This is a genomic window from Paenibacillus sp. J2TS4 (assembly GCF_018403245.1).
Taxonomy (GTDB): Bacteria; Bacillota; Bacilli; order Paenibacillales; family NBRC-103111; genus Paenibacillus_L.
The window spans coordinates 93,843-112,750 of sequence record NZ_BOSH01000015.1; the positions used below are offsets into that span (position 1 = coordinate 93,843).

General features: G+C 48.1%; 19 protein-coding genes and 1 pseudogene. 3 read left to right on the forward strand and 17 right to left on the reverse strand.

Going from position 1 to position 18,908, the window contains the following annotated elements:
• Positions 1 to 290: 290 nt before the first annotated feature.
• The 4 genes and pseudogenes from KJS69_RS24445 to KJS69_RS29830 all read right to left on the reverse strand — a co-directional run.
• Positions 291 to 1,118 (reverse strand): aldo/keto reductase, encoded by an 828-nt coding sequence (locus KJS69_RS24445; protein ID WP_213586424.1) that lies wholly within the window; start codon positions 1,116 to 1,118, stop codon positions 291 to 293.
• Positions 1,119 to 1,319: 201 nt separating this feature from the next.
• Positions 1,320 to 1,505 carry a zinc ribbon domain-containing protein gene (locus KJS69_RS30350; protein ID WP_374706718.1) on the reverse strand — a complete coding sequence of 62 codons (186 nt, stop codon included), beginning with the start codon at positions 1,503 to 1,505 and terminating at the stop codon, positions 1,320 to 1,322.
• Positions 1,462 to 1,887 carry a hypothetical protein gene (locus KJS69_RS24450; RefSeq protein ID WP_374706720.1) on the reverse strand — a complete coding sequence of 142 codons (426 nt, stop codon included), beginning with the start codon at positions 1,885 to 1,887 and terminating at the stop codon, positions 1,462 to 1,464. Before KJS69_RS24450 ends, KJS69_RS30350 begins: the two co-directional genes overlap by 44 nt.
• 300 nt (positions 1,888 to 2,187) lie before the next feature.
• A pseudogene (locus KJS69_RS29830) lies at positions 2,188 to 2,388 on the reverse strand (RNA-guided endonuclease InsQ/TnpB family protein); the annotation flags it as partial.
• A gap of 165 nt (positions 2,389 to 2,553) precedes the next feature.
• Here KJS69_RS29830 and KJS69_RS24455 point away from each other — a divergent pair.
• Positions 2,554 to 3,417, forward strand: coding sequence for a metallophosphoesterase family protein (locus tag KJS69_RS24455; RefSeq protein ID WP_213586425.1), 864 nt, complete (start codon positions 2,554 to 2,556; stop codon positions 3,415 to 3,417).
• 137 nt (positions 3,418 to 3,554) lie between these two features.
• On the opposite strand, the gene KJS69_RS24460 is transcribed toward KJS69_RS24455, so the two are convergent.
• Positions 3,555 to 3,872: a hypothetical protein gene (locus KJS69_RS24460; protein WP_213586426.1), complete on the reverse strand. Its 318-nt coding sequence runs from the start codon at positions 3,870 to 3,872 to the stop codon at positions 3,555 to 3,557.
• 706 nt (positions 3,873 to 4,578) lie between these two features.
• Between KJS69_RS24460 and KJS69_RS24465 the strand changes: the two genes are divergently transcribed.
• Positions 4,579 to 5,634, forward strand: coding sequence for a CotH kinase family protein (locus KJS69_RS24465; protein WP_306434430.1), 1,056 nt, complete (start codon positions 4,579 to 4,581; stop codon positions 5,632 to 5,634).
• 216 nt (positions 5,635 to 5,850) lie between these two features.
• Here KJS69_RS24465 and KJS69_RS24470 read toward each other — a convergent pair whose 3' ends face one another.
• Complete coding sequence (locus KJS69_RS24470) at positions 5,851 to 6,411, reverse strand: hypothetical protein (protein ID WP_213586428.1); 561 nt, start codon at positions 6,409 to 6,411, stop codon at positions 5,851 to 5,853.
• A gap of 251 nt (positions 6,412 to 6,662) precedes the next feature.
• Positions 6,663 to 6,845 (reverse strand): hypothetical protein, encoded by a 183-nt coding sequence (locus KJS69_RS24475; protein ID WP_213586429.1) that lies wholly within the window; start codon positions 6,843 to 6,845, stop codon positions 6,663 to 6,665.
• Positions 6,846 to 7,252: 407 nt separating this feature from the next.
• Here KJS69_RS24475 and KJS69_RS24480 point away from each other — a divergent pair, with 407 nt between their 5' ends.
• Positions 7,253 to 7,927, forward strand: a complete 675-nt coding sequence (locus tag KJS69_RS24480) for a DUF2642 domain-containing protein (RefSeq protein WP_213586430.1) — start codon at positions 7,253 to 7,255, stop codon at positions 7,925 to 7,927.
• A 97-nt stretch (positions 7,928 to 8,024) separates the two neighbouring features.
• On the opposite strand, the gene KJS69_RS24485 is transcribed toward KJS69_RS24480, so the two are convergent.
• From KJS69_RS24485 to KJS69_RS29835, 10 genes are all read right to left on the reverse strand, one after another.
• Complete coding sequence (locus tag KJS69_RS24485) at positions 8,025 to 9,401, reverse strand: ABC transporter substrate-binding protein (protein WP_213586431.1); 1,377 nt, start codon at positions 9,399 to 9,401, stop codon at positions 8,025 to 8,027.
• Between the two features lie 253 nt (positions 9,402 to 9,654).
• A complete protein-coding gene (locus tag KJS69_RS24490; RefSeq protein ID WP_213586432.1) occupies positions 9,655 to 10,644 on the reverse strand; it encodes an alpha/beta hydrolase in 990 nt (329 codons plus the stop codon).
• A 318-nt stretch (positions 10,645 to 10,962) separates the two neighbouring features.
• Positions 10,963 to 12,915, reverse strand: coding sequence for an FAD-dependent oxidoreductase (locus KJS69_RS24495; RefSeq protein ID WP_213586433.1), 1,953 nt, complete (start codon positions 12,913 to 12,915; stop codon positions 10,963 to 10,965).
• A 122-nt stretch (positions 12,916 to 13,037) separates the two neighbouring features.
• Positions 13,038 to 13,439 (reverse strand): DUF2304 domain-containing protein, encoded by a 402-nt coding sequence (locus KJS69_RS24500; RefSeq protein WP_213586434.1) that lies wholly within the window; start codon positions 13,437 to 13,439, stop codon positions 13,038 to 13,040.
• Complete coding sequence (locus KJS69_RS24505; protein WP_213586435.1) at positions 13,436 to 14,167, reverse strand: glycosyltransferase family 2 protein; 732 nt, start codon at positions 14,165 to 14,167, stop codon at positions 13,436 to 13,438. Before KJS69_RS24505 ends, KJS69_RS24500 begins: the two co-directional genes overlap by 4 nt.
• A 15-nt stretch (positions 14,168 to 14,182) precedes the next feature.
• Positions 14,183 to 15,400 (reverse strand): ArnT family glycosyltransferase, encoded by a 1,218-nt coding sequence (locus KJS69_RS24510; protein ID WP_213586436.1) that lies wholly within the window; start codon positions 15,398 to 15,400, stop codon positions 14,183 to 14,185.
• Positions 15,401 to 15,616: 216 nt separating this feature from the next.
• Positions 15,617 to 16,693, reverse strand: a complete 1,077-nt coding sequence (locus tag KJS69_RS24515) for a sensor histidine kinase (RefSeq protein ID WP_213586437.1) — start codon at positions 16,691 to 16,693, stop codon at positions 15,617 to 15,619.
• Between the two features lie 29 nt (positions 16,694 to 16,722).
• Positions 16,723 to 17,415, reverse strand: coding sequence for a response regulator transcription factor (locus KJS69_RS24520; protein ID WP_213586438.1), 693 nt, complete (start codon positions 17,413 to 17,415; stop codon positions 16,723 to 16,725).
• A gap of 169 nt (positions 17,416 to 17,584) precedes the next feature.
• Complete coding sequence (locus tag KJS69_RS24525) at positions 17,585 to 17,929, reverse strand: EamA family transporter (protein WP_213586439.1); 345 nt, start codon at positions 17,927 to 17,929, stop codon at positions 17,585 to 17,587.
• 408 nt (positions 17,930 to 18,337) lie between these two features.
• Positions 18,338 to 18,895 carry a hypothetical protein gene (locus KJS69_RS29835; RefSeq protein ID WP_249730689.1) on the reverse strand — a complete coding sequence of 186 codons (558 nt, stop codon included), beginning with the start codon at positions 18,893 to 18,895 and terminating at the stop codon, positions 18,338 to 18,340.
• Between the last annotated feature and the right edge of the window lie 13 nt (positions 18,896 to 18,908).

The following is an 18,908-nucleotide window of genomic DNA, read 5'->3' on the forward strand; positions in this document are numbered from 1 at the left end:
TATACACTATAGCAATAAATTCGGGCTAAAGTCAATACGGTCCGGACCTTTGGTACCCATACCCCACAAAGTGACGTATGCCTTCGAAGCGTATTCCGTCCGCACCTAACAGGGTCGGCGTCTAAACCTTCCTCTAAATGCGGTCGATCTTCCTGACTTTGCTTCGAAAGAAGTTTATACATTACTTTGCGGGGAGCCCCGGAACTTATAAATTCTGGATAAAAAAAGAGCCCGGCATGATACCGGGCTCCAATGTGCGCCTAATTATTCGCGGTATGATCATTTAGGGGTCAAAAGTTAAAATTATCCGGATCGGCCCCAAAACGTTTATTTTCGTTCATGCTATCGATTTTCTCCATATCTGAGGCCGACAGCTCGAAGTCGAAAATGCCGGAATTTTCTTTAATTCGCTGCTCGTTCGTCGACTTGGGAATGACAATGACTCCGTTTTGCAAATCCCAGCGCAGTATAACCTGTGCCGGGCTTTTTCCGTGAGCCTGGGCGATTTCCTGAAGCACAGGATGGTCCAGATTCCCCTGCATCAGGGGGCTCCACGCCTCCATCTGAATCCCCTTGTCTTTGCAATAACGCAGCAGTTCTTTCTGCGACAGGAGCGGGTGTGTCTCTACCTGATTCACCATCGGTACGATTTCCGCATCCGTCAGCAAATCGTCCAAATGATGGGGATGAAAATTGCTGACCCCGATCGCCCGCACGGAACCTTCTTTATACAGCTTCTCGAGAGCCTTCCAGGTATCTTTATACTTGCCTTTGACCGGCCAATGAATCAAATATAGGTCAACATAATCCAGACCGAGCTTCCTGCGGCTTTCTTCGAATGCCTGCAGAGTCGTCTCATACCCTTGGTCGGAATTCCATACTTTAGTCGTAATGAATAGTTCTTCACGGGGGACTCCGGCTTCCGCGACCGCTCTGCCCACGCCTTGCTCATTCCCGTAAACAGCGGCGGTATCGATACTCCGGTATCCTGTCTGGATAGCGGATCGAACCGCATTCTCTACCATATGGCCATCTTCAACCTTCCATACTCCGAGTCCTAGCCAGGGCATCTTCACTCCATTACTTAGCTCCGTGCATTCTGCCAAACGATTGTTCATGGCTTATCCCTCCCGTTATGTAGTGGTCCTACTTGTTTACAAGCGTATCATATCATGTTTTCCAGAATCATACCAAGTCAACAACTCATGACTCAAGTTACGAGCTTGTAACTGCCCGGAAGTGAGTGCGGCGGTTAGCCTCCTTCCTTGGGGTGGCGTTACCATAGGCAGGTTGACTGCTGCCCGACTGCATAGGTATACCTATGCAGTCACTTGAGCGATGTACTGGATTCCAATGCGCTGAAGATTCATAGCGCCAATGCGATCATCATTCGAGCGATACCCGCACTTCTGACAACAGAAGCGGTGCCTCTTCTTATCCCGATTGGCTCTCTCTGTATGCTCACATTTGGGGCAGGCTTGTGAGGTCCATGCCTTTCGATTCATAAGGTACCTTGATGCGACCCTGCAGGGTATTGATGGAAAACATCCGTTGCGTAAGCAAGTAATCTCGACGCCAAACGAGGTCGAGCTCCGGTTTCTTGAACCGGACGAATGTCCAGAGGTGGCCGTTGCCGACTAATGACTTGTATCGAGCAATCACCGTTCGCATGACCGATTGGGCCATTTGGGATCGTAAGGAAAAGGCAGAGCGCAGCTCTCGATACATCAACTGATGCAGCTTCGTCCTGGAGGGAATTTTCTCTTCAAATACAAGCTTGGACAGGTAATCACTTGCCAGACGATAAGCCCGTAAAGTCTGTCGTAACGAATCGATTTGTTCAGGAGTGGGCAAGATCTTCACTTTGGCGGTTAAAGTGATCTGCAACTCGAGTCATCTGGCTTCACGTTAAGATTCAGCTAGGCTGTAAGTTACTCACCCTACATCCTACACACTTCATTATATCAAACATATGTTCCTGTTTGAAGCAGGAATTCAGAAATAAGTGGAAGATCACTTATCTCATCAAAAGAGGAGGAGTAAAGGGGTGTGACTAATAAGAGAAGGGCGTAAATTCCTCTCACGACTCAAGTCGCGAGTATCCTTTACGCAGATCATGAATACTCCCGCCACTTATCTACGCTGTCGCTTCGATGGAAGTGGAGGTTTCTGATGTCTCTTCCTGAGTTATCCCAGGAGGCTTAACACCAGTGGAGTTGACACGTTGATGGTCTGGTGACCATCCAACCCCTCTATCCCATTCGCTTCTTTGGCGGAGACGTTTGGGAATACTTTTGGCATGATATTGGCTGCGCCATTGACGTCGGCATGAATCAAGCCCTGAGGGCTTGTATACAAGCCCCGATACATCCGTCTGCCTGTGAAAGTCCATGTTCCTTAGTCGCCGATTCACCTCGCCACTTATAGAAGGGGGAGTCCTCTCGGCGAGAAATGATAGACATTCATTCGCTTCTTCTATTTTTTAAAGGATTTTAAAGCTGTTTCACGAATAATATCTATATTGACTATGACTACCGTACCGGGGGATATTTCATGACACGATTCTTGTTTATTACCGATACTCATATCGCGGGCAAATCTATCGGATTCTACCAGCAGCCGACTTATCCGGATAAAATTGAAGAACTGCTAGCAACCATTAGAAGAGATGTAGAGCAGGAAAAGATCGATTTTATTATTCATGGCGGAGATTTGGTGCACCAATGCGACAGACCGTCCATCCAGGAGGCCAAACGGTTATTTCAGTTCTCGGTTCCCGTTCACTTGACGCTCGGCAATCATGACCTGGACCGTAGCGATGCTCTCGAGCTTTGGCTGAAGGAAGCGCCGGAATTTTTCGTGGGGAATTCTCCTCAGTATACGGTTCGTTATCCTTCCTGTGTCATCCACATCGTTCCTAACCAGTGGGAGCCAGGCTCGCCATACTATTGGAAGCACTCGCAATCTCCGTATTTTCTCCAGGATCAACTGGAGAAGCTGGAGGAAGAAGTGCGGAGTTATCCGGAAGCCGTACATCTCTTGGCTATTCACAATCCGATATTCGGCGTTCCTCGGGAACAAAGCGGCCTGGATAAAATCGCTCATGACGTTCCCGCTGATTTTAGGCACATCATTCTTCAGTTAATGCAGCGATACCCCAATATTAAAGGTGTTTTGTCTGGCCACAATCATATTAATACTCTCGCCCGTACAGAAGAGGGCATTTTTGTCAGCGGCAGTTCGTTCGTAGAAACTCCGTTCGAATATAAACTAGTGGAAGTGTCCGAGCAGCAGATTAGTATAGAGACGCGCAGGGTCCATGCTGGACTGAGCTTTACCCCATCCTGGAAGGAAGAGCGCAGATTTGTTCTGGGCCGGGAGCAGGATCGCAGGTTGGAGTGGAGATTCACCTCGTAGAGCGTCAGCTTGCTATTATCTCTCTTTCATGACAATGACACGAAGGCCGGCTCCCGGGGAGCCGGCCTTCGCTACTTCCCCTATTTATTTACCGGATCTTCTACATGTTCTGCTTTGTTTCCTTTGCCCTCTATTTCTTACAGTGCTTCTTCGAGAAACATTGCGTTTCGTACATCTTCTCCGACTACTTCCATGACTGCTTCTATGATCTCCGCTGCTATGGCTGCTTCTTTGGCCACTCTTTTGCCCACTTCTATGGCCGCTTTTTTGACCGCTTCTTTGACCACTACTATGGCCACTTCTTTGACCACTACTATGGCCGTTTCTTTGACCGCTTCTTTGACCGCTTCTATTGCTGCCGCTTCTATTGCTGCTAGAGCTCTTATTCTTCTCTTTAACAGAAATGCTGCGAATGTGAAAAATCGGAATACGAATGACTTCTCGATTAACGACAAGAAGCACGTGAGTGGAGGTAACTTCTACAATAAAGCCTTCCAGCTTCTCGGGACCGCCCCCGTTGATTTGACAAAAGTGGTGTTTCAATTGCTCCAGAAGCTCATTGAAGTTGCTGCTAACATAATATCTTGGAGCCTCGCTATAAGTTGAACTCTTATTCTTCCTATTTTCTGTTATGCTTTTAATATGGGATGTTTGAACGTAGACAGCTCCATCCCGGGAATGCAGTATCAGATAATCGGATTGAACATCCAGGAGCTTGCCAAGCACCGTATCCGGTCCTCCACGATTAATCTTCACTTCTTTGCCTACTAACGACATAAGATAATTAGATTCGTTACTCATGAATGATAACTCCTCTCACAATAATTTGAAACGGCCAGAGCTTCTTCTCTCTCAACCACCAAACGAAACACCTCTTTCAAAACGGAAATCTCAGAGCAGGCCGATCCCCCCTTTCAACTATCAATAGTGTTTATCTCTACTTCATGTATATGAGTCCTTGAGAGAAAGGGGACTAGTTGTAAACCCCAATCCTCTAAAATTCCACCAGTATCTATCAACATAATGGAAGGGTTGAGAGAGTCACCGGGCTTATGCCCCCGGAACAAACGCCGTGGCAACTGGGGAAATGTCAGCATAAGGTAAGATAAAAGCCTATTGTTTGCGGGCATTTTGCTTAGCATGTGGAAGGTGGATATGTTCATGAGTTTGCCTATTCGACATGTAATCATCCGTGATCCCCAACTGGATTTGCTTCAGAAAGATGTATGGAGCAAAAAATTCGTCGACGCGTATATATTGAATCAAGACTCGCGAGAGCCGATCAAGCTTCGCCATCGCGGAGGGCATACCCGAGAGTATCCCAAGAGATCTTATGAAATTGTAATGGACAAAGAAACGTATCATTGGAATGCCGAATACGATGATCCATCGATGATCCGTAACGCTCTATCTTTTCAGTTTTTTCAATGGATTGGAGTTCCCAGTCCGCAGACCAGGCCCGTTCGGCTTTATATGAACGGACAAAATCTGGGAGTCTACTTGGAAATCGAAGCCGTAGACCGACGTTTCTTTAGAAGAAGGGGAATTTCCGTACAATCGATTTTTTACGCAATAAATGATAATGCCAACTTCGGAGTGATTGATCCGGATACGAGCCGAAGGAAACATTCGTTGTTCGATGGGTATGAATTAATATTGGGAGGGAACAAAAGCCGTTTGCAGCTGCAATCCTTCATCTCCAAATTGAATACGCTTAGCGGCCAGCGCTTGTCTACCTTTCTATCGTCCAATCTGGATATAGAAAATTATTTACGCTGGCTGGCCGGAGCTGTTTTTACTGGTAACTATGATGGTTTTGACCATAATTACACTCTGTACCGACATAAATCACGAGGGATCTATCGAATGGTCCCTTGGGATTATGAAGGGACCTGGGGAAGGAATTGCTATGGCAAGCCATGCGGCAGCGACTTGGTCCGGATAACCGGCTACAACCATCTGACTAAGAAACTGCTGGAATATCCGAGGGTGCGAAAACGATATAAAGCAATACTGGAAGATATTCTGAAGACACATTTTACGACTAGACGAATTATGCCGGTCATCCATCAGCTTCATTCCAAAATATCACCCTATATTTATAGAGATCATGGACGAAAATGGTCTTTCTCTACGTTTCACGGGGAGCCCGACTTTATGCGTAACTATATTGTGGAACGAAGAAAATTGATTGCCAAAGATATGACTCGGCTGTGACGGGAGAGCAGCGTTCTCTAAATATACTTGTCCCCTTGTAGGACACGCTGCAAGGAGGAGAACTCTGTCTTGATCGAGTGGCAAGGTAGAGAAGCGATTGGCTTTTGCACAAGGAGCACGTTTTTAACGCCTATTTTGATTTAGCTCCTGATACTTTAAGTAAACTTAAAGCCTTCTACATGGACAAAAGGGTTAGGATCGAGATGCTCCTAACCCTCATTCTTTATCTGTGCGACGGCATTGTTTGCGGCAGCTTTGATACTCGCATCCATGTCGTCTGCTGCGATGTTCGCCGCTCATGCGTCTACTCTGATACCTCAGCGCTGGTCTGCCGATGGCTTCGGTGGGTGCCGCCCGTGCGGTGGCTGCGATGCTCACCGCTGGTATGCCGGTGACTTCGGTGAGTTCCGCCCGTGCGGTGGCTGCGATGCTCACCGCTGGTGCGCCGGTGGCTTCGGTGGATGCCGCCCGTGCGGTGGTGGCTGCGATGCTCACCGCTGGTGTGCCGGTGGCTTCGGTGAGTTCCGCCCGTGCGGTGGCTGCGATGCTCACCGCTGGTGCGCCGGTGGCTTCGGTGGATGCCGCCCGTGCGGTGGTGGCTGCGATGCTCACCGCTGGTGTGCCGGTGGCTTCGGTGAGTTCCGCCCGTGCGGTGGCTGCGATGCCCACCGCTGGTGCGTCGGTGGCTTCGGTGAATTTTGCTCGTGCGGTGGCTGCTGCGATGCTCACCGCTTGTACAGCGTTTGCCTTCGCTTTCACCGCCAGCAAGGTGCTCACTCGATTGACTCCCATTAATCTCTCTTTCCCAAGAACGGGTAGAGTTGCTTATTCTGCGTCGGGTCCGGCTTCTCTTCCTTTCGCATCGACAGCTCCAACGCGGGTTCTTTCTTTTTCGGGACCATTTTTTCTTGCTGCTTCCCCCTGCTGTTGACATATTTATCCCTACCTCCTAGTGGATGACCATACGGATGATGAGAAATCCGATAGCTTAAACATGCCCGCTGCAAATGATGATTAAGGGGCATTTCTTACTGTTTCTCGTAAACAGGCTGAGAGTGGGTTGCAACCAGTGGCGCCTCCAGGAAGAAAGAGTCCTGCTTTAAGGCGACAGCAGAATAAGCTTCGCTTTCCACCTCTAATGGGATTACAGCCGGCTTTAATAAATAGTAGACCGAAACCGCGGCCGCTGTAACAATAAGAAATATGGCCAATGAATATTCCTCCTTTCCTCTATCTGCCTCTCGGCTCCGATAGCTTTAGAGCACCATCGGCCCTCCTCTGTGTTCGCCACCTTCCATATATCATTACTGGTTAGTAATACTTCATGTTTATGTATAAGGATAGTTTCCGGTTCGAGCTTTGAGCCTAATAGGAGGAAAATTCCACTTCTATCTACTAACGCATCCAACTTCCGGTGCAAATCTACCAAATCTATGGATCCAAGCGGAATTTATAGAAAATATAGTTGGACATCCAGTCCTCTAGTCTATGAGATACATATACTTGTAGTAGAAATCATCACTAATGATATTTGAGAGGAGGCAATAAGTTATAGAGTAGAAATATGCCGAATCGGGAACAAAAGGTCAGTAGTACAATTAGAAAGGAGGTTGCTTCCATGGGTCATCTTCGTTCTCTCATTGGCCAGCCTGTGGAATTGGAAATCTCAGGGAGGCAAAGCCCTATTCAAGGAACCCTTGTCGATTTAGGAGACGATATTCTCGTGGTGCATAACCGATTGCAGCAATTTCTGTATGTTCCGCTTCTTCACCTTAAAACAGTTAAACAAGCCCAGCTTTCGGAGCTGGAAAGCATGCCCGTACCCGGAGAAGCCCCTTTCGAGAGGCAAGCCGAAACGATTTCCTACCGTAAAATATTAATGAACGCGAAGGGAGTATTCTGTGAGCTCTATATTACCGGAAGTCAATCTATTCATGGCTATCTTACAAGCATAATGAATGATTTCTTTGTATTTTATTCTCCGGTGTTCCATACGATCTATATTCCCTTGCACCATTTGAAATATTTAATTCCCTACACGACCAGCGCCACTCCTTATTCACTCCGGCACGAACGTTTTCCGGTCAAGCCGGCGGCTCTTACCTTATCTCGTACGTTCGATCAGCAGCTAAAAAAGCTGGAGGGAGAGTTCGTTGTTCTCGACCTCGGAGAGAATCCCAGCAAGATCGGACTGCTTCGCTCTGTCGAGAATCAAACACTCGACCTGGTAACCGCCAAAGGGGAAACGGTCGTTCTCCACCTGGAACATATCAAGACCATCCACTTGCCCTAACCCTATCAAGCGCCATGATAAAAAACCGACCCTTCCTTTAAGAGGGTCGGTTTCTGCACAATGAGCGTGCAGGCAGAGTCTGTCTTGCTATTCTATATCAAGAGCCTTCTTCCTTCGTTCGATTCAACTCGGCCTGTCCCTTATCCTGAATCGTCGCCAATGCTTCCGCTACACTTTTCTCGTTCTTGGCCACCAGATCCAGTTCCTCTTGTATCCACTCGTTAAAAGTCATTAAAAAGTTTTCTGGAAGCTTGTCATAGTTTTTGTACAGAGAGGTTTCCTCCGGCTTTAATTTGTAGAACGCTTCGATATTGCGTCCCTCTTCATTTTTAATATATTCCGTTCGGGCCAGCAGCCCTCTCTCCGTACCCGATTTGGACATCACTCTCGCATATTCGTCTCCACTGATATACTTTATTAATTCCCATGCCGCTCGAGTATTGCCCGATTTAGCGTTGATGGCAAAAATTTGATCGGCTGAAAAAGAACTGCTCACGTCCGGTTGACTCGGATCCACAGGCATCGTTACAACATCCCATTCCGGCATCTTGTCCTTCAGCACCGTTTTGGCTTGAGCCAGTTCACCCAACATATAGTGATAGTCCAGAGACATAGCCGCCCTTCCGTCGATAAACACTTGCTCCTTATAAAAATCCTCCATGGTATAGAAGGAACGGGGTCCGGAATCCCTCTCTTCCTGATGCAGCGCTCCGGATTGGAATAAATCGACAGCCGAAGTGACAATATGATTCCAGCCTTCCGTATCTATCGTCACCGTCATCGTATCGGGATTAACATAGGTTTGCCTCATCGTATTGCCAATCGTACTAACGACATATTCCAAGGTAGTGTAATTCCCCAGGCTTAACCCATAGACAGGCTTTCCATCCTTTTCAAGTCCCGCAAATCTTTTGGCCAAATCAAATACTTCGTCCCAGCTCATTTGATCCTGAGGAAAGCTGACCCCATGCTGATCGAATAAATCTTTATTGTAATAAAGAGCTCTGCCACTAAAAGTCGGCGATAGCCCGTAAAGCTTCCCCCCGCCTTTAATCTTCAAATAATCGATCCCTGCCGGCAAAATTCCTTCCAAGTCGAAATTGCTTTGTTGAATATAGCTTTCCAGATCGTATAAATAGCCTTCTTCAGCATATTTCTCGTATTGATCCGAAGTCAGCATCAGAATGTCCGGCTGCTCTTCCTCGATAAACTTCGCAAACTCTTCCCTATAATCGGTATCCGGCTTATAAATCCCTTGGGTAGACACCACTTCGATGTCAATATTCGGATACTTCGCGTAAAACAAATTGCCATATGTTTGGTAAAAAGATCTTTCGTCGTAATACATTACTCTTATGGTCGCTTTCTCCTCTTGATCCCATTGACCCGCTTGTCCTCCGCCGCCAAAAGTACAGCCTGCCATAACAACAGTAGACAGAAGAATGGCAGCCCCACTTTTTATCCATCTCTTCAAATTCTCCACCCCTTGGAAATATTTTCTATGGCAATATTATACTATAGAACCATTAAGTATTGTTTCACATGTGCTTATGAAACGCTTAAGGATTTCTTAACATTACTTTAATTTATCCGCAGCACAAAAAGGCCGCCCCCACCGGTCTATTCGTGACCTTTCCGGGGCAGCCTGCATGATTATTCTATTGGGATGTCATGTCAGTCTGGAAATATTAAAGCAGTTGACCGCGCCAATCGCGTTTATAGTAAGGCTAAACCGTCTGCCCGCTCCTTTGGCCAATTCCATCCAAAAATTGAAACGTTCTTTGCAAATATTCTTCAGGATGGGTTCTGAATATCATTTCATGTATAGAGTCCGGCAGTAACCACAGCTCTGTCAGCGGCTGATCCTTCTGATTGGCGTAGAAGCGGGTGATTGTACTGTACGGGGCTTTATCGTCCAGCTCTCCGTGTATCAGGAAGATAGGAACCGTATAGGATGTCGCATTCACCGTACGGTAGGGAATCTGACCCAGGCTGTAGCCATTAAATACAGGAAGGAACATATTCACCAGTGCAATGGAAGGAAATCGGGGAAGCAGGCTTACCTGCTGCTTAAGATTATAGAACATTGTGTCCGGCTCAAGAATAAAAGTACTGTCTAATATCATCCCATCGATCAGGTCGGTTTTAAGCGCCGCTTGGAGTGCCGTTCCCGCCCCCATGGAAAATCCCCATACGTAAACTTGCTCGGCCCCTCTCTCCTTGACATATTCTATCGCCCCCAGAAGCTCCTGCGTTTCGATTATGCCTCCGGTAAAGGGACGATCGGGATGGACGAACCCATAGTCGAACATCAGTACATTATATTGATGGCGGTTGATCTCTGTCGCCAATTCATAGCTGGGGACCCATGGCTCTTCCCGATTGGTTCCGTAACCGTGTGATAAGACGACCGTCGCGGCAGTGGAGCCGGGAATATACCAGCCGTCCACCATCGTTCCCCCGTTAGCGCTTGGAAACTCGACTTCCTCATATGCCAGCCCGACAGCCAGCAGCGGATTCGACTGAAGCGGAGGAATGACCGGTCTTGAGAGCACCCATGCAATATAAGCATAGAAACTGAGAACAGCCGTTACGGCAGCAACAAGAATCAGAGCCAAACTTAGAAAAAGCCACTTGAATCGTCTGGAGACCACTACTCTCTCGGTAGCGCTTTCACCAAATAACGGCGCTGAAGTGATGACGGGTGTCGAATTCATGCTGTTCTCCTCCTCGTATAGTAAGACATGATGAATATTAATTGTTGGAAAATTTAATTAATTTTATTATACTATTTATTTTTTTCGACAAATAGTACTTTAGCATTACGCAATGATTAAGCTTATATTACAGAAGGATGACAGAAGGACTAGTCCAAAGCTGGAATTCCATAAATATCCTTTTTCCCATTAGCCCAGAGCCCCATCTTTGCACGCAAAAAAAGCAGCGGAACCGCTAATCATGCGAATCCCGCTGCTCTGGCGAAGAGCTGATATTTATATATGCTTCCGTCATTTAAAGAGACGAGTCTCCTCTACTCAGAAAGTTTGTCCCGTTAAGCTTTCCACCGCATCCTTCAGCATCATAAAGACCTCTCCGTCGGTTAATTTATCTTGATTCGATATGATTTCAATAGTGGCTGAACTTACGAATCCTTTATCCTTAAGATCAGTTAAGGCTTGCTCCCGAGTCGTTTTGAACCCGATAGCCTTGGCCATCGTAAAGCTGGCCTGCTGCAAATCTAGCGGCTTCTTGGCAGGCTCCTCGATATTTTTCAAAGCCGCATTGGGATCTCCTTTAAAATGATCCGGATACATCCGTCTGGCTCCGTTCATTTGGTTCACCATCCGTTGGGCATTGGAAGGCTGATCCAGATCAAACGCCTCGTTGCCGTAAGAGCCATAAGCGATGCCCATATAAACAGCCGCTTTCAAGCCCGGATAATTTGGATGCTCCATGTACTCCATGTAGGTCTCGGGTTCTAGTGAATAAGGCTCAAGCTTCATCCCCTGCTCATTCAATCGACGCTGCAATTCCTCGATTAAAGGCTTCGATTCAGCCATCTCCCGGAAGGTCACGCCCTGTTCCGCCGCCAATTGGGCGGCCGCTCCTGCCGCTTGGCCCTCAGCCATTCCGGTCGGAATGACCCGGGCGCTGCCATGTGCCAGCGTATCGTAGCTGGCGGACCGTCCAACAACGAGCAGTCCATCGACGTCCTGCGGGACGATGCTGCGAAACGGAACGGCATATCTCAACGGATGAACCACGATCGCCCCGTTATCGGAAGGTGAAGTTCTCTGAATATCGGCCGGATAAGAACCAAAGGCAATGCGGTCCCATTGATCCCGATTTTCCAGCAAATCTATGACACTCAGGCGATACAATCCAACCATATGGCGGGTCTCCCGAACATACAGCTCCGGGGCTATAGCGTCCAGCTCAGCGTTTTTAAACTCTTTATAATTTTGTAAATATTTCACTACATGCGGGATTTCCTGACGAGCAATTTCCAGCCCCTCCTGAAGGGATTCCTCACTCAAACCGTCGATTTCAAACAGGTGAAGCGCATTGATCAGGATGGTTCCGTCCAGTTGCCGACCAATGTTAAGGCCGCGCATTTTGGTGCGTTCCTTATTGGCGGGCTCATAGCCGCTCATTTCCTTGCCATAGCCCCAGGCTGACATTTTACTGACGCCTGTATTGCTGTCACCGTCTCCATTAAGACGCTTGGCGATCAGATCCCATGCCCGATCATCCATATTCTTGAGGCGAAACACAGCTGTCACCGCCATCCGCGAATTGGCGTCGCCCAAGTCCTCGCGCCCGATGGTGAACTTTACACCTGCGGCGGCGGCTATATCTGCATCCTGGGTTGCATCAATAACCGCCCGGGCCATAATCTCCTGCTTCGTTCCATCGGATTGGGTAACCACAATGCCTTCAACTGCAGCTGCTCCGGAGGCTCCTTCCTTGTTCACCATCGGCTCAATCATCTGTGCGTTCATGAACAGATCAAGCTTCTCTTCAGCACGAACCAGTTCGTAGAAGGCATTGGCCGCTGTAGTCACATCGAAGGAATGTCCTTCTGTTTTTTTATACCATTCAGTAAAAATTCCTTCATTCAGATGATCCTGCTCCCGTCCAGGCAGGGGGGCCTTCGTCCGGTCCCAATTCATGTCGATACTATTCAACCATCCGACGGTCATCAAACCACCTAACACTTCTCGCTCTCTGCCATCCACGAGCAGGGTCGTAGAGCCATTGCGCGCTGCGGAAATAGCCGCACTGATGCCCTCCGGATCTGTCCCCACGACAATCACATCATATTGTTCCTGAAGCTGCTCTACCGAGACCACCTTGTGGAGCTCCTGACCTGTCTTCTTGTCTAAAGAAACAGTCCGGCCTCCCCCTTTTCCTTGGAAATAATACCATCCCGCGCTGACTCCGAGTAATACAGCCAGGACGGCTGTAATAATGACTTTCTTCGACATATATAGCACCTCAAATTTCTGTAAGATTTATCTGTTTGCTGTTCATTATGCACCCCTAGTGGAGGTATCTCCGAACGGATACTCTATTGCTGTCTGTTAATAATTGAATGGCTTGTCCGGATCTAGTGTCCCGCTTGGTTCGCTTCTATCTTGTCCTTATCCCTGGCCTGCTCTCTGTCTTCTTCGAGCTTACGCAGCCTTTCCTCATAGAGCGCCGCCGACTGGGCCAGCTTAATCGTTCGCTCGGTCATATGGGAAACCGCCACGGTCAAATGTAATAAGATAAATAAAATACCGAGGACAGCCAACAAATAGAGCAGCGAGGGCGCATACGAAACGTTTAACCAAGCAGCCAGCCAATCCAACCCAAGCGGAAACAGGGAAAGAATCATCATCACCGCGCTTAACGCCAACCATAGAAGAGAATACTGTTCCTTAAGCTTTCTTAAGCGAACCAGTCGAAGGATGACTATAAGGAAGGCGAGGCTCAATCCAAAGCAAAGATAGAAAATGTAAGCCGTCATGACAGCTGCTCCCGTCCGGCCTTCCAGGAATGAGATAAGAATATCGCCAACGTCACTTTAATCATGTAGTACATCGATTTTAGCGCTGTTATGCTCGATTTCCCGAATGCCCGGCGACGCATCGTTACCGGAGTCTCGATAAAGCGAAGCCCATGATTGTTCAGCAGGATGAGCGATTCCACCTCCGGATAATCGGTAGGATACCGTTCCGCGAACAGGGAGATCGCCCTGTGGCCGCATACACGAAACCCAGAGGTCGTATCGGTCGCCTTGTGTCCGGTCAGCCCGGAAACCAGCATGGAGAGGAAGCGAATGCCGATTTGCCTCATCCGCGTCGACTGATACCCTGCCTTGTCCAAAAAACGGGAGCCAATCGCCATATCCGCCCCACTGTCGATCAGGTCGCTCAATAATTGGGGCAGATCGGCCGGATCATGCTGGCCGTCTCCGTCGATTTGCACGGCAATATCGTAATGCCCATTCATTGCATGCAGATACCCTGTCTGAACAGCGCCTCCAATGCCCAGGTTGTAGGGCAAATTCAAGACGGTCGCTCCGGTGAGCAAAGCCTGCTCCAAAGTATCGTCCCCGGAGCCGTCATTGACTACGACAATATCCGCATAAGGGGCATGGCTACGAATATTGTTCACGACCCGTTGGATCTGCTCCGCTTCGTTATAGGCCGGCACTATAATCAATACTTTCAAATTTAATGAAGAGAATGACATTCAATATCCCTTCCTTTATCCTTCAATTTTGTTGGCACGGAGGCTTCGCTTGGCAGACAGCCATTGCCAGGCCTGCACGCCCACAATGCAATTGATCATAATAATCAGAGGCATCGTCATCACGTTATATCGGTATTCCGGTACAAAACCTAGTCGGATCAGTGTGATCGTGGCAACGATAACGACCAGCAAAGCCGTAAGCTGCCTCCAACGGAGAGAAATCGCCAATGCCGCCAGTCCTCCTAGCAAAATCAGGACACGATGGATCGTATTCGGATTGACCCAGGAGGGAAAGACATTGTAGAAAGGCTGATGGCCGCCGCCATAATACACATGATAGTAAAGGTACTGCAGCTTGCCGACGGTATACCATTTAATAAAGAGCCAAGGCTGTGTCGAGAAGCCTGTCTTCAACCTTTCCACGGCAACCTCCATTTCCGTTTTGCCGCTCTCGTCTATCAGTCCGTCGCTGTAGTTTTTGTACGGATAAGTTCCGGCCTTGAACGGATTGGCCTGGGTAGCGGTAACTACCCATTCGTCTAGCGTCACTACGTTGCGAATCCACCAAGGCATCAGGATAAGCACAAGCCCCAGGCAGGATAGTGCGAACAGCTTGAGAATCTCCTTCGCCTTCTTCTTCCAGGCCCAATAGAATAAGTAATTGACGACCAGCAAAGGCAGGTATTCCGGCCGGACCAGAACCGTCAAACCAAGCAGGATGCCTGCGGCCAAAGCCGAAAGTGTGGTTGGGGAGCGGAACACCCGGAGCTGGACCCACAAGTACCCGAGCAGCAGGAAGATGCCCAGCACTTCCGTAAGAATGGCTCCGTTAGCCCATACGAAGGGAGGATAGACCGCGGCCAGGAATGCCGCGGCCAGACCGCCTGCGGTATTCGATAACTGCCGGGTGATGCTGTACATCATCCAGACCGAGAGCAGGCTGAGCAGGACCTGAGCCATCCGGATCCAGGGCAGCGGATCGTTCCACGGGTAGGCAGCCAGCCAATAAATAGCCGCCATAAAGAGGGGATACCCCGGAGTGACCAGTGCATTCGGGCTGGAGTCGTTATAGGCGTAGACCCCGATTTCCAGAAGCTGTCGGACCATGGCATCATAGTTAATCGAATCGTGAGGCATTTCATGGTCGACCGATCGCAGGAAATCCACCCGCAAATAGGCAGCCAATACAAGGATGGCTATGAACACAATAAAGGTGATTTTTTGTCGATTCATGGATTCATCTCCTACCAAACGCTTTATGGCATTAGTATACCAGCCACATATTAAGTGCTCGTTTGCGCCCACTTATGAACCGCTTAAGTAATCCTTAATAAAAATTAATATTTTTTCCCGGGAAAATGAGAAAACCGCCCGAAGGATCCCGGACGGTTTTAGAATGCAACAACCTGGTGGTTGTGCGTAATATTCTATATTGGCAAGAAAACAAAACTATGAAATAAGCGGGAATCTCGTTTCGAACACGGTCTGTTCCCGGCTGCTTCTCACTGATATTTGGCCACCATTCAACTCCACAATACTCTTGGTAATAGCCAGTCCTAATCCGGAGCCCCCGGACCTGGAGGATCTGGATTTCTCTGCCCGGTAGAATCTTTCAAAGATACGGGGGAGATCTTTCTCCGGGATCGGCTTGCCGTAATTAATAATTTGTATGACGGCTTCGCCGCCCTCCTTGCTGAGGCGAATATCCACCACTTTACCGTCCTTGCCATAACGAATCGCGTTGGAAATCAGATTTTCAAATGCCCGCACCACCTGATTGCCGTCCGCGTAAATGGACAGTTTGGCGTCACTGGCCATTAATCGATAGGTCATTCCCTCTTGGGTCAGCAAAGGGTTGAATTCTTCTGCCAGCTGTTTTAACAAACCATTAATATTAATTTTTTTAGGCTCCAACTGCGGTCCTTTATCGTGAATAGAGGTATATTCGAACAAATCATCGATCAATTTTTTCAATCTCAATGCTTTTTCATAGGCAACATTAGTGTAGTAACGAAATTCAACCTCGTCCTTGTAGCGGTCGTTTTCAATCAATTCAAGATAACCGAGAATCGAGGTGAGCGGCGTGCGAAGATCGTGGGATACCCCTGTGATCAACTCGTTCTTCGTCTTCTCGGCCAATCTTTCCTCTTCGATCGATTTCTTCAACTGCTTGGTCATGCTGTTAATGGCCTCCGCTACCGTGCCTAATTCATCCGATGATTTGGCGACAATCTCGTAAGACAAATTTCCCTTGGCTATCTCCTGCAGGCCTAGAGTAATTTCCTCCAGGTAACGGATAATTTTCTGGCTTAGGAGGAAGAAGAAGAACAGGAACAGAATCCCGCCGCTGACTGCCATAACGGGGATAGAGCCAATCTCATGGACCACCCACCTGACAACGGGGGTATAAATCAGCAGGAGGCCCAACTGATAGCATAGTAATAAGGTGAGCGCCGTGAACGCAACACTGAGGATAAAGACAAATATAAACTTCCAGCGAACGGTGCGAATAAATTTATTTCTCATCTGGATCGCCTCCGGCTTCTCCCCTTCCGCTATTCGATCGTATAACCGATTCCCCAAACCGTTTTAATATATTGCGGTTTGCTTGGATCCTTCTCGATTTTCTCACGGATTTTACGTATATGAACCATCAGCGTATTATTGGCCTCAAAGAAGGGCTCGTTCCATACTTCCTCATAAATCTGCTCCATGCTCAGCACAATTCCGCGATTTCTGGCCAGCACTTCCAGGATGGAGAATTCCCTCGGCGTTAACCTCACTTCATTTTGTTCGACGCTCACTTTATGAGTGGCGGTATTAATCATTAAATCGTCGATAATGATCTCGTTATCATTGCTTGTGCGGGACACGTTCAACTGCCGGTACCGGCGAAGCTGGGATTTGACCCTGGCGATGATTTCAAGCGGACTGAACGGCTTAGTGACGTAATCGTCCGCCCCGATGCTCAGTCCGGTAATCTTATCGATTTCCCGGCCTTTGGCAGATAGCATAATGATAGGCATATGTTTCTCTTCCCTGATTTTCATGCAGGCCTGAATGCCATCCATATTCGGCATCATGACATCCAGAATAATTAAATCGACTTCATTCGTATTTAACAGCTCCAGCGCCTCGTTGCCATCGCTCGCCTTCAATAAGCGGTATCCTTCATTCTTCAAGTAAATTTCCAAGAGGTCAATAATTTCCTTCTCGTCGTCTACGAGAAGAATCGTCCCTCCAAACATACTAAGCCCTCCTAAGTTCCGACCATTTTATAATGGATTACACAGTGCATTCTCCCCATTAATATAGCACTCTCATTATACGATATCTCTTAAAATATTCTTAAGGGGATCGTTGGAAAAAGATCGGAGAGCCCAAATGAAACCTCTGCAGAATACCTGATTCTGGCCACTATCTGGAAACGACATAGACCCCGATCAGAATGATGGCGATCCCTACCCAGCGCGTCAGTGTAACGGTCTCGCCGAAGAGAAACCCGGCTACGAGGAGCGCCAAAACATAAGCTATACTCTGAAGCGGATAAGCCACACTTAACGGCAATCGAGACAGGACTACAAACCATAAAGCCGTCGCCATTCCATAAAGAGCCAACCCTCCTAATATGTAATAGGAGGTCACTATTCTGGCCCAGACCAGACCGCCGGCTTGTTGAATGCCAAGCTTGAATAACGTCTGTCCCGAGACCAACAAAATAATATTGCATAACAATATCCCGTAACTGGCCAGATTCTTCACCCGAAATCACCCGCTCACTATTAGTCGGATTAAAATGTCCTCCCCGAACATACCCAGCCATCCTGAGCTCCGACCCCTTATTATTTTGCTGCAAATCGATTCTCCCACTAAATATAGCACTCCCTTTTTACGATATCTCTTAATATATTCTTAATGACTATGCTTCGCGGAACCAAATACCAACCAGACTATCGGCTTCTCGCTCTCCGTCCATCCTTCCAGTCATCATTTTTGCCCTCATAAAAAAAACAGCCGCTGCCGGTCATTCACCGGACAGCAGCCGTTGTTATTCTCATTAGAGTCCTAGGAATCGCCCTAACCGCCGAAGCCGCTGAGGATCAGAAACCTTGCGCCACACCCATTAGCATAACCAAGAAATACTCAGCAATACCAGGCAATGTTATCCACCTATAGCCAAGACTCAATGTCCTCCTCATCGATATCGTCCTCGATCGGATCATCCACGACTTCCTCGAGCTCCTCGGCTTCAGTCGCAGCTTCTTCAGTTGCTGAAACTGCTGCCGAAGCTTCGACTGTATCGGCGCCGGTCTCACCTGACGCTTGTCCGGCTTCCCCAATCTTCCCGGAGAGCGATTCTCCGGAAGTCGTTTCGCTGGCGCTTGAAGCTCCTTCGGCCGATACTGCCTCGACATGAGCCGGCGAATTCTCAACATCCGCCGGGCCAATTGCCTCTGCGGTTGCCGCGGTCTCCTGTTCAGTACTAACGAGATCAATCCCCTCAGGGACCCTGCTGGCAGGAGACACCGGAAGGACTCCCAATGCTCTCTCCGCCGGAATATAATTTTGCAAATTGCGAACCCCGTTCTCTCTAACCTCATTCTCTATTAGATAACGGATGGAATCCATTAAATTCGTCTGACTGTTAATCCAGTCCATTATCGCGGGAGATTCGCTTTTTTTCGTTTTTAAGCTGATATTTTCGCCGGGTTTTTTCAGCTTTTTCATAGATGATCACCCC